Below are 17349 nucleotides of genomic sequence, written 5' to 3'. Positions count from 1 at the left end.
GCGGAACTCTTCATGATTGCGTAAATGCAAGAAAGGACTGGATAAGATGAGAAAACGATACGCCATTTGCGGCGTGAGCGGACGTGCGCTGGGCATGTTCGCCAAGCCTATCCTGACCACTTTCGCTGGAGGCTGCGAGCTTGTCGGCCTGCTTGACCGAGATCCCAAGCGCTTTGAGCTGTACCGTTCGAGATATCCGGAGCATGCCGGCATAAGAACCTACGCCGAGAACGAGTTTGATCGAATGGTCGCTGAAACGAAGCCTGACGTGATTATCGTCGCTGGCCGCGACGACACGCATGCGCAGTACCTGATTGCCGCTCTAAAGCATGATCTGGATGCCATTACAGAGAAACCAATGGTGACGACGGGAGAAGACAGCAGGCGCGTTATCGAAGCAGAGAAGGCGAGCAAGGGCTCGGTTATCGTGACCTTTAATTACCGCTATGCCCCGATTCATACGAAGATTAAGGAGATTGTGCAGGAAGGGAAGCTTGGCAGAATAACATCGATTGACTTGAACTGGTACTTGGATACGTATCACGGCTCGAGCTACTTCAAAAGGTGGAACCGGGAACGCAAGCTGTCGGGCGGTTTGTCCGTGCACAAGAGCACGCATCATTTCGATTTGGTCAACTGGTGGATTGATCAGAAGCCGGTAGAAGTGTTCGCCTTCGGCGCTTTGAATTATTATGGCGCCGAAGGCGAGGCGAATCCAAGGAAGGAGGACGGCAGATTTTGCAGCACCTGCTCTCATACCGAGGACTGCTCGTATTACTCGCGGTGGAATGCCCGCAGCCGGAGTCTTAAAGTGCCGGATGATCATCTTGGATCTCTTGATGCAGGGAAGACAGCGGCGTTTCCCTATTCGGATTACCGTCCAGACCGCTGCATTTTCGATTCAGAAATAGAAATTGAAGATACGTACGCCGCGACCGTGAAATACAGCGGCGGCGCGCTGCTCAGTTATTCCGTCAACTTCTCGCTGCCTTATGAAGGCTATCGGCTGGCCATTAACGGGACGAAAGGAAGGCTCGAGACGGTGGAATATCATATGCCTGGCAGAACGCCATTCCCTACGCCTGTCCAAACAATTGACTACTTTCCATTGTTCGGCTCAAAGGAGACGATACATGTCGTGCACCGGGAAGGCGGACATGGCGGGGGCGATCCGCTGCTGCTGGAAGACTTATTCATGGGCGAGGACCGTAGACGGCCGTTCCGCATCTTATCCGGTGCGGTTGACGGCGCTTATTCGGTGGCGACGGGCGAAGCGGTCTGGCGCTCGGTCAAGGAGCATCGCCTGATTACGATCGAGGAGGTACTGGAATGCGGTACCGGCAGCCCTGACAGCGGATTGCAGGAGCGTCCAAAGAGTCTAAACGGCCAGAGAGGAGGAGGGTATTGGCAGCTAATCTAAGCGGGTATGTCGATTCGATGGAAAGCATGGCCGCGCAGACGGAGGGCGGAAGCATCCCGCATGTGCTCAAGGTTATTGCGCAGCGGTATGTCGGCGATAATCCGCCTCATGGTCCTGTGTACCGAGTGACTCGGGCCAGCGCGGTCCGCAAGGGAGCGGACCACTTATATGAATTTCCGCTGAGAAGCATGTTTAAGGAAATGGGAGCAGGCCTGCGGGTTTACGCTTGGGCAAAGCTCTGGATCGATCAGGCGCAGGAGTTCATCTTCCATCTTCGCTGCTACGGGCAAGTGAAGCTGCATCACAATGGGGTTCAGCGCTTTGGCTCGTCACCGGAGGAGGAGATATCCAAAGCGGATCCGAATTCAGTCGTGCTGCCGATAAAGCTAAAGATAAATCTGCTGCGGGGATGGAATCACTTTGTTCTGGAGCTGGGGATGGGACAGGAAGGAAACTGCGGAGCAGCCTTCGGTACAGGCAGCCGCAAGAACAAGCCTTTTCACTTTCTGGCTCCGTCCGATGAGCGGGACGGGGAGGAAGGCTGGATCTATACGGCGCCGTCGGCCCGTCCGCTGAAACGCATCCCGGGCACGAATCAGACGGAAGCAGCTACTGGAGCGGAATGGCTGCCTGCACGAGAGGAGGAGGGGAACGGGCGGTTTGATCTTTTATATGGCATGCAGCCTGGCTATTCCGCTTATGCATGGACGACGATCGCCAACCGTACCGCCTCGAAGCAGCTAGTCACGATCTCAGGAACCGCATACGGCCCATTGCGGTTTTTATGGCAGGGAAAAGAAGTATACGCGGTTCAAGCATCGGGAGACTTCTCCCTCGAATTGGGTGCAGACCCGGGGAGCGGCGACCTAATCGCCCATTGCCGATGCGATGGGCAAGGATGGGGCTTTCAGCTTGGGGACATTGACATTGCAGCGCCTGACGTTGAAATGGTTCTCGGGCGGCGCGTGCATGGCTATAAAGGCAAATGGCTGCTGCGGGGTCCGCTCTCGCCAGAAGCGAATATGGATCCGGCTGATTATCTGGCACCGGGCAAGGTGTCGGCCGACCGCTTCACGAACGTTTTCTGGACGACAGATCAGCCGGGAGCGCATGTACGCCCATTTCTCGAAAATGAGCTTTACGGCCGTTGGAATTATCCGCTTGGCGTTACGCTGTCCGGACTGCTGGGTTCAAGCCGGCTGCTTGAGCGTGAAGATTTGGCGGAATACGTTGCGGGCCATGTCGAGTTCGCGACATCGACTTATGCCTACTCGCTGTGGGACCGCGAGCGCTTCGGAGCAGCAGGCTTAAACAACCAGTTGTCGCATATCGACAGTCTTGATGACTGCGGCTCCTTTGGGGCGCTAGCCATTATGGCAGAACGACACCGTTCCATTGAAGGCTCGCGTGCGGTGGCGGATGATATTGCCCATTACATGATGAACGTGCAGGACCGCATGGAAGACGGAGCGCTATATCGCAAAGTCGGCGTCTCGCCGAGTATGCATAACACGATGTGGTGCGACGATATGTACATGAGCGTTCCTTTCCTATGCAGGTATGCCGAGCTTACCGGCGATGCGAGCTATATGGATGAAGCCGCGGGGCAGCTTCTGCTTTATAAGAAGTATTTGTACATGCCGGATTTGCAGGTCATGTCTCATGTGTATGATGTTCGCAATAGCAAGCCGTCTGGGACGGTCTGGGGCAGGGGCAACGGCTGGGTGTTTTTCTCGCTGGCCGTATTGCTCGAAGTATTGCCAAGGACGCATGGGAGCTACCCGTCCATACTCGCTTTCTATCGGGATTTGGCCGAAGGATACCGCAGGCTGCAGGGCAAGCATGGCCTATGGCATCAAGTATTGGTCGATGCGGAGTCATATGAGGAATCCTCGTGCACCTCGATGTTCATTTACGGCTTTGCGCTCGGGATTCGCCATAGCTGGCTCGAGAATCCGGAGCCGTACATCAGGGCGGCGCTGATCGGCTGGCAGGGATTATGCGAGCGGGCCATCGACAAACGAGGGAATTTGTACGGGGTATGCAAAGGCTCCAGCTGGTCCTATTCCCATGCTTACTATAAGCATGATTTAGGCTGGAATTTGAATGATACGCATGGCATCGGCATCGTACTGCTTGCCGGCATTGAAACGCAGCGAATGAAAGATTGGTTGATAGAGAAGGCATGAGCGGCTGAGGAGTGTGAGTAAGAAGATCGGGCTGAGTATGTTGCGAGAGCAGGATCACGTTATAATAGAAGGATCCTCGGCATAAGGTGGGATTTATCGTGACGCAGTCTATCAAGAAATGGTTGAAATATAATCTGGCACATACCCAGGTTAGGCTCGTGCTCATTTTGACCGTTTCCGTCTTTCTCATTATTCTGGCTGTAAGCTTGACCTCGTACAACACGTCTAAGTCAGTCATGCAGGAAGAGCTCAGCGAATTGCAGCGCCAAATGCTGAAGCTCGATATGAACGTGATCGACGAGTTGGTCAGCGAGAGCGACAAGGTCGCGATTCAAGTTGCTTTGAACGATAATGTTTACAAGTTTTTGACCAGCAAAACACAGGGCTCATATACGAATATTACGGAGGCCTACCAGTTTCTATCGACATTAATCAGCAACTCCAAATATATCAAAAGCATTTATGTCTATGATCTTGCCCGGGAAAGCTTCCTGGCGATTCCGCAGGGCTTCAGCTCCAATAGGCTGACATTCGACGATTCCGACTGGACCGGCGTAGCTTCTGAATTCGGAGAGAGGACGACGCTCATTAAGAAAAGGATGGTGCCTGAAGGGGCGGGAGCTAAAGGCTCAAGCGTTACGCTGTTCCGCAAGATCATGCTTCAAGGAGAGTTCAAAGGAATCGTAGCTGTCAATCTTAAAAATGAAGAATTATTCGCGAAGCTGAATCCGCCAATCATGAACAATTTGAACCGGATGCGCTATATTATCGACGAGCATGACGAGCTGCTCTATTCCGTTTCGAACTATGAATTTAATCAAGAGTCGGTAAACCATGCGATTGAGACGCTGAAAGAGGACGATGGCGGGGATATCACCATTCAGAATCGCCAATTGCTTATTAATCAGCTCAAATCGCCTGTAACGGGATGGAGCTATGTGTCGATCGTTGAGCAGGACAGCCTGCTGGCTAAGTCCAAGCGGGTGGCGAAGGTGGTTCTTTTGGTATCCATTGCGGCTCTCGGGCTTGGTGGGGTAACCATTTTCTATATTAATGCGGCGGCTTTCCGTCCCGTGCGCAGGCTCAAGCAGCTGTTCAGCAGGTATGACCGCAAAATGAGCGGATCGGAGGGCATGGATCTAGAGAAGCTTGCTGGTGAATTGCTTACCAATCACGCGCATCTTGCTCAGCTTGTCCGGGAGTCGATGTCGGAGGCTGCCTCGAAGCTGCTTACTGATATTTATTCCGGCAATCTTAGCGGGAAGCGGGACATTGAAGAGAAATGGAACCGTTATTTTGGCGAATGGACGGATGCGCCGGTGACGGTGGCCGTTCTGTCGATTGACCGTTATGAGGAATGGTCTCGCACATTTACCGGCGGCGATCATTCCCTGTTAAAGTTCGCATTGGCCAATATTGTGGCTGAACTGTTCGAGCCACAATGGCGAATCGTATGCGCCGATTTCGGAACGGATAAGACAGCCATTTTGCTGCAGCCGCGTGTAGAAGGGCAGCGATGTGAGAGCAAGCTGGCTGAATCGCTAGAGGTAGTGTCGCGCTTATTGAAATTCAGCATATCGGCAGGGGTCAGCAACACGCAGACGGATATTGCAAAATTAAAGCAAGTGATGCTGGAAGCGGAGAATGCGCTTACATACCGGCTGTACCAAGGCTATGGCCAGGTCATCACATTCCAAGAGGTGTCCGGGCATGAAGTGAACGAACCGCTGCAGTTTGAAAGCGCGCTGGATGAATTGATTGGCGCTATAGAAATGGGCGATGAGCCGAGTTCTCTGGAAGCAGTCGTTCGAATGACCGATCAGATCCGCTGTCAATATGGGTACCCATCGGTGGCCATATCCTTCCTGCAGTCGGCCATCGAGAGGATCGAGCAAATACGACCAGCCTCGGACGGCTCCTATGACCAAACGTATGTTCGTTTTGATACCCTTCGCTTGGAGGATATTAAAGCTAAGCTGGAGAGCAGGGCTGCCGTGCTGGCGCAGCGCTTCCGCCGGTTGGCCGAGAGCAAGGATTTTATCATATGCCAACGAATGATCGACTACTTGAAGCTGAATCTTAACGAGCCAATAGGCATACCGGAGGTAGCTGAGGCGATTGGCATTAGCAGCAGTCTTGCCAGCCAGCTGTTCAAACAAGAAACGGGCGAGACGATCTATAACTATTTGACTCGTCTTCGTATCGAGCGGGCAAGTGAGCTGCTGCTGAAAACGGATGACCGTATTTCGGATATCGGGCTGATGGTCGGCTATCAACATGAGAATAGCTTTATTCGCAGCTTTCGCAAATTCAAGGATATTACCCCGGGAAAGTACCGGGATATGATGAGAACCCGGATGGATTTCCCATTCGAATGATAATAGGCTGCGCAGCCTCTGGGTTCTAGCAAATAGGAGGAGCCAATGGACAGACGACAGATCGTGGAACGCCATCAACCGGAGTTGAATAAATGGGACCCGGTGTCCCCGTTTTCCGTAGGCAATGGCGAGTTTGCCTTCAGCACCGACATTACCGGCCTGCAGACTTTTCCGAATCAATATGAGGTGCCGCTGGGCACGCAGTCCAATTGGGGATGGCATTATACAGGCGGACCGGGACGATTCACCGAGAGCGATGCCGCTTACCAGGCCTACGATACGTACGACAGGGCGGTTGGGTATGCGATGAAACCGGGCGACAAGCCAGAGGCGTACCACTGGCTGCGACAAAACCCCCATCGCCTTCAGCTTGGCCGCATTTCGTTTCGATTTTTATCAGATGCGGGTGAAGAAGCAAAGGCCGAGGATATAACGAATATGACCCAAAAAATGAATCTATGGACAGGCATTTTGACAAGCGAATTCGCAGTGAGCGGCGTGCCGGTTCATGTTATGACCGCTTGCCATCCTACTATCGATGCCATTGGGGTAAGCGTGGATTCGCCGCTAATTGAACAGGGAAGGCTGCAGGTTTTCATCCGTTTTCCAGCGCCTGATATGATATCTGCCACATGGGCCAAGGCCGTATTCCCGGATCTGGGCAATGACGACAGGCATCTTACGGAACTGGGCGAGTTAGGCGTGAATAGGGCAAATATCGTGAGAAGCATGGACGAGGACCGCTATGAGGTCAACTGGTCTTGGAGCGCCGGGGCCCTGAAGCGGACCGGTGTGCACGAATTTACGCTGCTGCCGGACCCGGGCGGAGTATCGCTGGAATTCTCCATAGGCTTCGCGCAGGAGTCGGCGCAGACGGCAGAGGTCGAAGCGATCAAGTCCGCGAGCGCGCGTCATTGGGAATCGTTCTGGATGAGCGGCGCGGCAATCGACTTCTCCGGAAGCGCGGACCCAAGAGCCTATGAGCTGGAGAGACGCGTCGTATTGTCGCAATTCTTGCTTGCCCTGCACAGCGGAGGCTCGCTGCCGCCGCAAGAAACAGGCCTGATGTACAATAGCTGGTTTGGCAAGTCGCATCTGGAGATGCATTGGTGGCATGCGGCTCATTTTCCATTGTGGGGCAGAGAAAATTATTTGCTGAACAGCATGGATTGGTACGAGCAAATCTTACCGGTTGCGCGCGAATTGGCACAGTCTCAAGGCTATGAAGGGGCGCGTTGGCCCAAGATGGTAGGCTTCGACGGCAAGCCATGCCCATCGCCGGTTGCAAACGGGCTAATCTGGCAGCAGCCGCATCCAATGACGCTTGCCGAGCTCTGCTATCAGGCGGATCCGTCGAGCGATACTCTGGAGCGGTTCCGCAGCATTGTGTTCGAAGCGGCTGATTTCATGGTTTCCTTCGCTCACTGGAATGAAGAGAAGCGAGTTTATGATCTAGGGCCGCCCCTTATTCCGGCACAGGAATGCCATTCTATGCAGGACAGCAAAAATCCGCCTTACGAGCTGGAATACTGGAAGTATGGCTTGGAAATTGCGATTCGTTGGGCGGAACGCATGCAGCAGCCCGTGAACCCGCTTTGGGCAGAGGTTGCCGGTGCGTTAGCTGAGCCCCCTCAGGCGGAGGGCGTATACCTTGCCCATGAGCAGTGCCTTGAAACATTTCAGACCAAAAATCGCGACCATCCGTCCATGCTGGGGGCACTCGGCGTTTTGCCGGGTGCGTTAATCGACCGCAAGGTCATGCTGAATACACTGCTGAAGGTGAAGGAAGTATGGATCTGGGAATCGGCATGGGGCTGGGATTTCCCGATGTGTGCAATGACGGCAGCCAGACTCGGAGAAGCGGATCTCGCCGTTGATTTCCTATTAATGGATGCGTCCAAAAATACGTACCTAACCAACGGTCATAATTATCAGCGCCCTGGCTTATCCGCTTATCTGCCGGGCAACGGCGGGCTGCTGACCGCCGTTGCCATGATGGCTGCTGGCTGGAAGGAGAATGAAGCCGGACAATCGGCGGCTAAACCGGCTGCCCTCAATCCGGGCTTCCCGCAGGATGGAAGCTGGTCGGTGAAATGGGAAGGGCTGAAGCCCTGGCTGTAAAGGCATCTAAAGCTTTTATTATTCAGGAGGCGAGAGCATGTCTGCAAAAGGAACAGTGTGGCCCTCGGAACGGAAGACGGAGACTGATCGGCTAACAGGCCTTGAAGTAACGCAATTAACCAATTATAAGGCGCATAGCTATCATTTATATTTTACGGAAAACGGTTGGTATGACGGAGAACAACGGCTGTTGTTCATCTCGGATAGGGGAAATTGCGCGAACCTGTACAGCTTGCATGTGGAGAGCGGTTTGATAACCCAGCTGACGGATTACAACGATGTGGATCAATTGGATGCTTGCCTGCTGCCTGACGGAAGCGCGGCGTTCGTTAAAATGGGCCGAAGCCTTATTCGTCTGGATCTGGAATCGCTTGAAGAGAAGCTGATCTACGAAGCACCGGAGGGCTATCAGCTGGGCAATGCGAATGCGACAGCCGACGGCCGGTTCATTATGACCTGCGTACAGGAGGATCTGTCGTTTCGCATCCGGCTCGATCTAGGCAACGGCTATGTCGGCCATCGGGAGTTGATGGAGGCCGCGCCCCACAGCATGATCGTACGTATTGATGCGCAGATCGGCGGCGGAGAGAAGGTATATGAAGCGAACCGGTTCATTACCCATATCAATACATCCCCGAAGGAGCCTTGGCTGATGACCTTTTGCCACGAAGGTCCATGGCATTTGGTTGACCATCGTATCTGGGGGCTGGACCTGCGCTCGGGTCATGCTTGGAAGATCAGGGAGCGTCTGGAGGAAGGCGAGAAGGTTGGGCATGAATTTTTTTATCCGGATGGCGTAACGGTTGGCTATCATGGATTCCGAGTGGACGGTACCAATTTTTTTGGCAGTATTCGTTATGACAATACAGGCATGGAAGAGACGGAGTTCGGCTTCGATACCTGGCATGGCTACGCGGACGGATTGGGGCAAGCGATCGTTGATGGTAAGGGAGCGGTCAAGACGCTTAGCCTATGGCGAAAGATCGACGGCGCGTACGAAGGCCCGCGAATCCTGTGCGAGTTGCGCTGCAGCTTTCATTCGCAGAAGGTGCATGCCCACCCGCGTTTCAATGCGGACGGAAAAAGGCTGCTCTTCACAAGCGATAAGAACGGATATGGCAATTTGTATGTAGTCGAGATTCCAGAAGATTTTAGTTCTTTACCGTTGCTGGCAACGTGACCAAAAGGAGGAGAAGCTGATGAACGCTGCAACTGAAATCCTTAATGCAGAACGTATATCCGTTCGGGTCGCCAGAACGATTCTGTCCCAAAGCAACGATGGCTATCACCCGAATATTGCTAATAAGTGGGGCTATGTGGCCGGGATGGCGCTGACGGCGATCGGGAGGCTCGGCGATTGGACCGGAAAATCCGAATACCAAGCAACGGTGAAGCGTCATATGGATGTTTTCATCCAAGAGGACGGCTCCATTCGCGGCTATACGCTGGAGGATTACAATCTCGACCATATTAACAAAGGAAAAAACCTGCTGAGACTATGGAGAGAGGGAGGAGATTCTAAGTATGAGCAGGCGGCGAGGCTTCTCATTACCCAATTGATTGGGCAGCCCCGTACAGATGAAGGCGGATTTTGGCATAAAAAAATTTATCCCTTCCAAATGTGGCTGGATGGTCTATACATGTCTTCTCCGTTCATGGCCGAATTTGCCAAAACCTTTGGCGAGAACGACTGGTTCGATGAAGCGGCGCATCAGCTGCTGTTGATCGAACAGCGCACGCGCAACCCCCAAACGGGATTGCTGCATCACGCATGGGACGAGAGCAGGGAACAGCGCTGGTGCGATGCCGCCACGGGACGCTCCCGGCATGTGTGGGGACGCGGGATGGGCTGGTACGCCATGGCGCTCGTAGACTCGCTTGAGCATTTTCCCGTTCATCATCCGAAACGCGGCCAGCTGATGGGGATTTTTGAGCGGATGGCGAATGCCTTGCTGCGCGTGCAGGATCAGGAGAGCGGCGTGTGGTACCAGTTGCTGGACTGCAACGGCCGCCAAGGAAACTATTTGGAGTCGTCGGGCTCGTGTATGTTGACGTATGCGCTGGCTAAGGGCATTCGGCTCGGTTATTTGGCTGAGATTGACAGGCAGGCAGTGGAGCGCGCATATGATGGAATTCTTGAGCGCTTCGTAACCGAGGATGAGCAAGGCGTTCATCTCCACAGCATTTGTAACGGGGCTGGCTTGGGCGGGCGCAAGTATCGCGACGGCTCCTATGAATATTATATGAGCGAGCAGGTTGTCAGCGATGTACTGATGGGCGTTGCCCCGCTTCTGCTGGCAAGCGTTGAGCTGGAGCGGCTTCGCAGGCAGTCGGATACTGCCATTATTTAACGAGATGGCAGGAAGAGGATCAAGCGAAGGAGGAAGGATACGGATGCGGATGCGGATGCGGCAGCAAAAAGACAAACGAAGCGCCGATAAGCTTTTGATGAATTATCCCGCGTCATGGTGGCGGAATATGTGGCGCGAAGCGCTTCCCTCGGGCAACGGCGTCATTGGCGCATCCGTATTCGGCGGCGTACAGGAGGAGACGGTGCTGCTTAACCATGCCCGACTATGGCATTGGGGGCGCAAGGATGAGCTGCCGGATGTAAGCGATACCCTAGCCCAGACCCGCAGGCTGATGGATGCAGAGCGATATGCAGAGGCAAGCTGGCAGCTTTCGGATGCTTTAAAGGAGCGCGGTTACGGGACGAAGCTCGCTTCCAGATTTCCGCTGGCTGCGATCCGGCTTGTCATGCCCTGCGGCAATGCCTTTCGCGGGTACAGCAGGATGCTTGAGATGGACACCGGAGAAATCACGGTAGGCTGGACGGACGGGTCGAGCCAGTATCGTCGGAGGCTGTTCGTTTCGCGGGCTGACGATTTGGTTGTCTATGAGCTTGGGGGTTATGAGGAAGCCAGCGTATCGGGTGAGATCGGTCTTGATCTTCACCCGAGCGATCACTGGGCGGATACGCCGGAATTCAAGGAGCTCGAGCAATCGATTGAAACGGGAGCAGGCGATGCTTACGTCTGGTTTGCCGGAACGAATGACGATGGAACAGATTTCGGAGCGGTCATGTTGGTCATACCGGAGGGCGGCAGCATTGAAGCGACGGGAAGCGTCATCCGCTTCGAGGGAGCGAGGCGGCTGCTGGTGCTTGTGAAGCTGTTCGTCCTGGGCGAGCGCTCCAAGGACTGGGGGCGGCTGAAGCAGGAACTGGCCGAGCTTGTTGTCGATTCCTCCTACGAAATACTGCTTGAGCGCCATATCGCCCTGCATCGGCCGTTATACCATTCAGCCTCGCTGGAGCTCAATGATGCGGAAGATGATTTGCGATCTAATGAGCGGCTGCTGCTGGATGCGTATGAGGGGGAGGCGCCGTCGGCACTTGTTCGCAAGATGTGGGCCTATGGCCGTTATTTGTTTTTGAGCGGTACCTCATCTGCGGAAGAGGCGGAGCCTTTCGGCCTGTATGGGCTGTGGGGAGGCGATTACAGGCTGGTATGGTGCCATAACATGGCGAACGAGAACATCCAGATGATGTATTGGCATGCGCATGTTGGAGGTCTGGGCGAACTGGTCCCTTCCTTATTCCGTTACTATGAGGGATTGATGGATGACTTTCGTGAAAATGCAAGCAAGCTGTACGGCTGCCGCGGTATTTATATCCCGGCAGGCTCCACGCCGGGCATTGGCGTTCCTAATCAGATAGTGCCTGTCATTCTGAATTGGATTGGCGCGGCCGGTTGGCTGGCCCGGCACTATTATGAGCATTTCCGTTTTACCGGAGATGTTCAATTTCTGCAGGAGACAGCGCTGCCGTTCATGCTTGAGGCGTTGCTTTTTTACGAGGACTTCTTGGTTACGGACAAGGACGGCTTTTACAAAATATATCCCTCCGTATCGCCGGAGAATACTCCGCTCAACTTCATGCCGGCTGATGGCAAACCGCTTGCGCACCCGATGCCTACCGTGATCAATGCGACGATGGATGTCGCCATTCTGAAAGAGCTTTTGCAGCACCTAATAGCAGCGAATCGGAAGATGGGCGGCGATCCGGAGGCAGAGAAGGCATGGAGCCGCATGCTGACGCGATTGCCCGCGTATCGGCTGAATAAGGATGGCGCGGTCAGAGAGTGGCTCCATCCTGCTTTTCAGGATCGGTATGCACACCGTCATTTATCGCATCTTTACCCCGTTTTCCCTGGGCAGGAATTAACGCAAGAGAGTGACCCTACCTTGTTCGGCGCGTTTGAAAAGGCTGTGCAGCGGCGCGAGATTGGAGCCCAAAGCGGGTGGTCGCTAGCTCATATGGCTGCTATTTATGCTCGTTTTGGAGATGGGGACAGCTCCTTGAATTGTCTGGATATCCTCTCCAGATCGAGTCTGCTGCCTAATCTGTTTACGCTCCATAACGACTGGCGGGGAATGGGCGTATCGATGCAAATGCCTACGGCTCCAGTGCAATTGGATGCCAATATGGGGTGGGTGAATGCTGTGCAGGAGCAGCTGCTTCAGGTTTCTGAAAATTTCCTTAAATTGCTGCCGGCGCTGCCGAAGCGTTGGAAGCAGGGGCGTCTGGCCGATTGGAGATTCTACACGGGCAAAGTGGCGTTATCTTGGAATCAAGAAACGGGTTCGTTCAGAGCAGAGTTGACGGCAGATAGGGATACCGACATAATCGTCAAGCTGCCGGACTGGGCGGGAGCCTGCAGCATAACCGGCGGAGAAGTCCAGCCTTCGCCGCTGGGTCCCGCGTACTTTACGTTGCGAATGAAGAGTGGGGCGCCATCGGTTGTTATTGAATCCGAATCATCAAATCAATAAAGCAAAAGAACCACATCCTAGGACGTGGTTCTTTTGCTTTATTGGCGGAAAGCCGTGGGGAGGGTATGGCGCAAGCTTCACACTCCCTTTTTAAACGAAATTTCAATATAGTTAGAGTGAAAATGTTGAACGTTAAGCGGGCTTATTCGCCTTCGTCTTGCTGTCGATGCTGCCCTGAGCATTCAGTGCGGTAATCAGCTTGTCGCCCTCGACATCGAGGTTAGGCAGCAAACGGTCTAACCATTTTGGCAGCCACCAAGCTTTATCTCCGAAGACAGCCATGACGGCTGGAACCAGCGTCATACGGACAATGAATGCATCGATTAGGATGCCTATAGCCAGCGCGAAGCCGATCTGTTTGATCATGGCATCAGGTGCGAAAATGAATCCGGCAAAGACGGATACCATAATGACAGCAGCGGCAAGAACGATGCGGCTTGCTAAATCATAGCCGTGAACGACACTGTCAGTTCCTCTATGACCATGCACGTACGACTCACGCATAGAGCTTACTAGGAAGACCTGGTAATCCATCGCCAATCCATAAAGAATACCGGTGACAAGAATAGGCATAAAGCTGAGCAGCGGGCCGCCTGTGTCAAAGCCGAAGAGTGAATGCATCCATCCCCACTGGTAAACGGCTGTAGTAAGGCCGAACGTCGCAAGTATGCTGAGAATAAATCCGACCGTCGCTTTAATGGGAACGATGATCGAGCGAAACACAAGAAGCAGAATAATGATAGACAGAATGACAATGATGCCGACATACAGAGGGAACGCCTCCGACAGCTTTGACGACATATCAATATTAATAGCGGTGAATCCGGTCACGCCCAGCTTAATATCCGTATTTTGCGCAATGCTTGATTCTGGGGCACGCAGATCGTTTACTAGATCCTTCGTTGCCAAGTCCGTTGGGCCTGTTTTGGGAATCAGGCTAATAATCGCCATATTGCCCGTTTTGTTCACACCCATCAGTGTGACGAGTGAAACGTTGTCATGCTTCTGAAGCTCCTGAACGAGATTGCCGAGTTTTTCAGGAGTAAATGTATCGGAGGCATTTTGCGGCTCGCCCACCAGAAGCAGGGGACCGTTGAAGCCTTCTCCGAAGCCTTTGGAAATCGCGTCATAGCTCTGCCTTGCAGACGTATCCAGGTTTGCCGAGGCGCCAGAGGGAATTCCGAGCTCCATTTTCGTAACCGGAATGGCTGCCGTGCCTAGAACGATGATCACTCCGATAATAATCAGCCAGCGATATTTCACCGTTCCCTTAACCCAACGAATCGAGAATCCATGCTTAGCTTTCTGGTTAGAGCTGCTGTTTTTCATGCGGACTTTAGGCGAGCAAATACGTTCACCTACGAATCCAAGCAGAGCAGGCAGTAGAGTCAGGGCCAGCAGCACAGTGACGAAAACCGTCACTCCAGCGACCATTGCCATCGTAGACAAGAACTCAATGCCAATAACGAGCATGCCGAACAAAGCAATAATAACCGTTAACCCTGCAAAAAATACCGCGCTGCCAGCTGTGCCTACAGCTCTGCTCGCAGCTTCACGCGCACTTAAGCCTTGGTCTAAAATCATGCGGCGCTGACGATTTACAATAAACAGGGAATAGTCGATGCCGACTGCCAGTCCAATCATGATTGCCAAAATAGGCGTAATGTCATTGATCGCGATAAATTTCGAGAGGGCAAACGCGCCTCCAATGCTGATCGCTACGCCAAAAAGAGCGGTAAGCAGCGGCAGACCCGCAGCAACAATAGAGCCAAGCGTAATAATGAGTACAACGGCTGCAACGAGAAGCCCGATTGCTTCTGTCGAGCCGATGGCCGGCGTGCTCTTAAGTGAATCGCTAGGGATAGCGGTAATGCCGGAATTGTTCTGCTCGACGGCTGTGACGGCGTTGATTACAGCGTCTGGTACGGATTTGGGCAGTGAAGCCTGCTGTTCGGTGAATTGGAACTGGAACAGGGCGAGACCGCCGTCAGACGAGAGCATGACCCCTATAACCGGAACGCCATCTACCATCAAAGGGCCATAAGGAGGTATTTCAGCGGTGCTTGGCTGATTCGTTTGTGTTCCTTGGGCTGCTTGTGTTTCTTGGCCCGCCCCTGCAGCCGCGGCGCCCATTTGGCTGCTGTCAGCAGCCGTAAGGCCAGCTTCCGCAGCCAATTTGGCAGGATTAATGACATAGTCTACATGATAAACGTCATTGACAGCCTTCTGGATTAAAGCTAACCGTTCTGGCGTATCCAAACGTTCACCATCAGGTACCGTAAAGGCAATGCTGGCTTGTCCGCCAGAAGCTTCGGGAAGCTCTTTCGTTAGCTGATCGAGTACCTTTTGCGATTCTGTGCCGGCAATTTTCATTTCAGAGCTGGAATGGATGCCGTTGACTGCGAGCATAGCGATTACGACACCAAGAATGGCGATCCAGCCGATGAGGAACTGCCATGGCTTATCGTAAGCGGATTTTCCTAACTTGTACAAAAAGGTTGACATGTGATGTTAATCTCCTTTATATCATGATGAATGGTGGGATAACGAGCTAGAAGCCTTTTCGCAAATACTCGAACATCGCGTTCAAATATTGATCGAAGGGAATCGCGTCTGTCAGTTCAGCGTCTGTCTCCCCCGGAAGCAGGACATTCAGACTGCCGTCAAGTATCGGCACAAACGCTCCATAAACGGCGCCAACTAGAAGCTGGGTATACCCGTCTTTATAACGTCCGAGGATGAAGGGCTCCAATGCTCCCTGAGCTGCCATTTGCAAACGACGGAACATACCCAGGATATACGGTTCAAGTGTAGGGTACTGCTTCGAAAGGAAGATGAATTTACGTATTTTAAGCAGAAACTCAGCGGTAAACTGCATCTGCATCAGACTGTACAGCACATCAAGCGGTGTTGCTGCTGGTGGCAAGCCCGCAAGTAAATTCTCATATTCCTCTACACTCGTAATGGGGACAGCGACGGCAGCAACGGCTTCTTCTTTGCAGGAGAAATAGTTGGCGAACGTTCGCCTGGAATATCCGGCCTTTTGCACAATGTCGTCGACTACGAAGCCATCCAAACCTTTTTCAAGCGCGAGCTCGAAGGCGGCTTCGGCCAGGGCAGAGGCTGTAGCTTCTTTTTTCCTGTCACGCAAGGTTTGTTTAGCAATCAATGACTATACCTCCTTCGTAAATTCATATAAATGGGAAAATTTATCTTGAACAACTCTTATAAATATTATTGCCCAAAATGCAAATATGCACAATGGGCAAGTTTTTCGGAATTGTGAACGTTACATTACAGAGTGTGCATGAAAATAAAAAAAGAAACCCGAGGTCATGAAAATGACCAGGTTTCTCGGCAGGCTGCTGACCGCATCGTTAAGAGGTGGTTAATGTATTATTTTTTCCGTGAAAAAAATCAATCAGCCCATCCGTTAATTGTTGATGCGAGCGGCTAATAAAGCGATCTGTACAGTATATCAGCTCCATATGGCGTACTGGCGTAGGCCCTGTAAAGGGTATAGCTACAATGTCCAGCCGTTCTGGAAATTGACGCAGCAAGCCTTGCGGCTGGATAGTAGCGCCTATCCCAGCAGAAACTAATTGCAGCAAGGAATGTGCCGAACTGGTTTCCATAACGGTAGCTATTTCGAAGCCTTCTTTGATGCAAACCTCATCCACTAAATCACGGCCGAGAAAGCCTTTCGGATACATCACTAATGCATGCTGCTTCAGCTCTTGCAGGGTAATCTCCTTTCGTTTAGCAAGCTCGCTTGCAGCATGAACGAAGAGCTGATAGGGCTCCGAGCCAAGCGGTGCTTGGATTAATCTTTTATCCGATGGACCTTGCAAGCCAATGCCGATATCGACCTTATGATTAAGCACTTCTTCTTGTACATGGATAGTCGAAAATACCTGCAGCTGGATCTGAGGATATTTCGCCTTAAATGCAACGAACAGCGGGACGAGCTGAAAATCCAAATCCGAGGGCAGCACGGCCAGACGGACGGTGCCGCCTTCTCCAGATAGCAGCTCCTTTATCGCAAGTTTGGCATCCCGTTCTGCTTGCATCATCTTCACTCCGTAATGCGATAGGAGCTTGCCGGCTTCCGTTGCCACAACCTTTTTACCGATGCGGTCAAAAAGCGGCGTGCCGAGCTCGGCTTCAAGGATGCGAATTTGCTGGCTTAATGTAGGCTGGGAGATGCCAAGCCTTTCGGCAGCCTTCGTAAAATGAAGCAGCTCAAATACGGCCATAAAATACTGGATATTTCGATTGTCCATGCAGAGGCTCCTTCGAATGATAGTATTTTACTATCATAATAATATAAATTATAGAATTGATCAATGAAACGTGGCGCCATATACTTGATGAAGAGTTACAAAGCTAAATAGAGAGAGGCAGCACC

General features: G+C 52.6%; 10 protein-coding genes. 7 read left to right on the top strand and 3 right to left on the bottom strand.

Annotated elements, in window-relative coordinates:
* The first annotated feature begins 46 nt into the window (after positions 1-46).
* From ABEW34_RS08230 to ABEW34_RS08200, 7 genes are all read left to right on the top strand, one after another.
* Positions 47-1420, top strand: coding sequence for a Gfo/Idh/MocA family protein (locus ABEW34_RS08230; RefSeq protein ID WP_430156934.1), 1374 nt, complete (start codon positions 47-49; stop codon positions 1418-1420).
* Positions 1405-3609: a glycoside hydrolase family 88/105 protein gene (locus ABEW34_RS08225; RefSeq protein ID WP_430156932.1), complete on the top strand. Its 2205-nt coding sequence runs from the start codon at positions 1405-1407 to the stop codon at positions 3607-3609. The genes ABEW34_RS08230 and ABEW34_RS08225 overlap by 16 nt, the downstream gene beginning before the upstream one ends.
* A gap of 98 nt (positions 3610-3707) precedes the next feature.
* Positions 3708-5987, top strand: a complete 2280-nt coding sequence (locus tag ABEW34_RS08220; protein ID WP_430156930.1) for an AraC family transcriptional regulator — start codon at positions 3708-3710, stop codon at positions 5985-5987.
* Between the two features lie 45 nt (positions 5988-6032).
* Positions 6033-8108, top strand: coding sequence for a glycoside hydrolase family 65 (locus ABEW34_RS08215; protein WP_430156928.1), 2076 nt, complete (start codon positions 6033-6035; stop codon positions 8106-8108).
* A gap of 37 nt (positions 8109-8145) precedes the next feature.
* Positions 8146-9288: an oligogalacturonate lyase family protein gene (locus ABEW34_RS08210; protein ID WP_430156925.1), complete on the top strand. Its 1143-nt coding sequence runs from the start codon at positions 8146-8148 to the stop codon at positions 9286-9288.
* A 19-nt stretch (positions 9289-9307) separates the two neighbouring features.
* Complete coding sequence (locus ABEW34_RS08205) at positions 9308-10459, top strand: glycoside hydrolase family 88/105 protein (protein ID WP_430156923.1); 1152 nt, start codon at positions 9308-9310, stop codon at positions 10457-10459.
* Positions 10460-10502: 43 nt separating this feature from the next.
* A complete protein-coding gene (locus tag ABEW34_RS08200) occupies positions 10503-12941 on the top strand; it encodes a glycosyl hydrolase family 95 catalytic domain-containing protein (RefSeq protein ID WP_430156920.1) in 2439 nt (812 codons plus the stop codon).
* Between the two features lie 132 nt (positions 12942-13073).
* Here the strand turns inward: ABEW34_RS08200 and ABEW34_RS08195 are convergent, their stop codons facing one another.
* The 3 genes from ABEW34_RS08195 to ABEW34_RS08185 form a co-directional block, all read right to left on the bottom strand.
* Complete coding sequence (locus tag ABEW34_RS08195; protein WP_430156917.1) at positions 13074-15446, bottom strand: MMPL family transporter; 2373 nt, start codon at positions 15444-15446, stop codon at positions 13074-13076.
* A 46-nt stretch (positions 15447-15492) separates the two neighbouring features.
* Positions 15493-16110: a TetR/AcrR family transcriptional regulator gene (locus ABEW34_RS08190; protein ID WP_430156915.1), complete on the bottom strand. Its 618-nt coding sequence runs from the start codon at positions 16108-16110 to the stop codon at positions 15493-15495.
* Between the two features lie 208 nt (positions 16111-16318).
* Positions 16319-17224 carry a LysR family transcriptional regulator gene (locus ABEW34_RS08185; RefSeq protein WP_430156914.1) on the bottom strand — a complete coding sequence of 302 codons (906 nt, stop codon included), beginning with the start codon at positions 17222-17224 and terminating at the stop codon, positions 16319-16321.
* Positions 17225-17349 lie beyond the last annotated feature (125 nt).

Origin of the sequence: Paenibacillus algorifonticola (assembly GCF_050481745.1) — a bacterium.
GTDB classification, from domain to species: domain Bacteria; phylum Bacillota; class Bacilli; order Paenibacillales; family Paenibacillaceae; genus Pristimantibacillus; species Pristimantibacillus algorifonticola_A.
This window is presented reverse-complemented; position numbering and strand designations above follow the sequence as displayed.

Coding starts and splice junctions, on each gene's coding strand:
- ABEW34_RS08230 (WP_430156934.1), top strand. CDS start 47: ATGAGAAAACGATACGCCATTTGCGGCGTGAGCGGACGTGCGCTGGGC.
- ABEW34_RS08215 (WP_430156928.1), top strand. CDS start 6,033: ATGGACAGACGACAGATCGTGGAACGCCATCAACCGGAGTTGAATAAA.
- ABEW34_RS08210 (WP_430156925.1), top strand. CDS start 8,146: ATGTCTGCAAAAGGAACAGTGTGGCCCTCGGAACGGAAGACGGAGACT.
- ABEW34_RS08205 (WP_430156923.1), top strand. CDS start 9,308: ATGAACGCTGCAACTGAAATCCTTAATGCAGAACGTATATCCGTTCGG.
- ABEW34_RS08200 (WP_430156920.1), top strand. CDS start 10,503: ATGCGGATGCGGATGCGGCAGCAAAAAGACAAACGAAGCGCCGATAAG.
- ABEW34_RS08195 (WP_430156917.1), bottom strand. CDS start 15,446: ATGTCAACCTTTTTGTACAAGTTAGGAAAATCCGCTTACGATAAGCCA.
- ABEW34_RS08185 (WP_430156914.1), bottom strand. CDS start 17,224: ATGGACAATCGAAATATCCAGTATTTTATGGCCGTATTTGAGCTGCTT.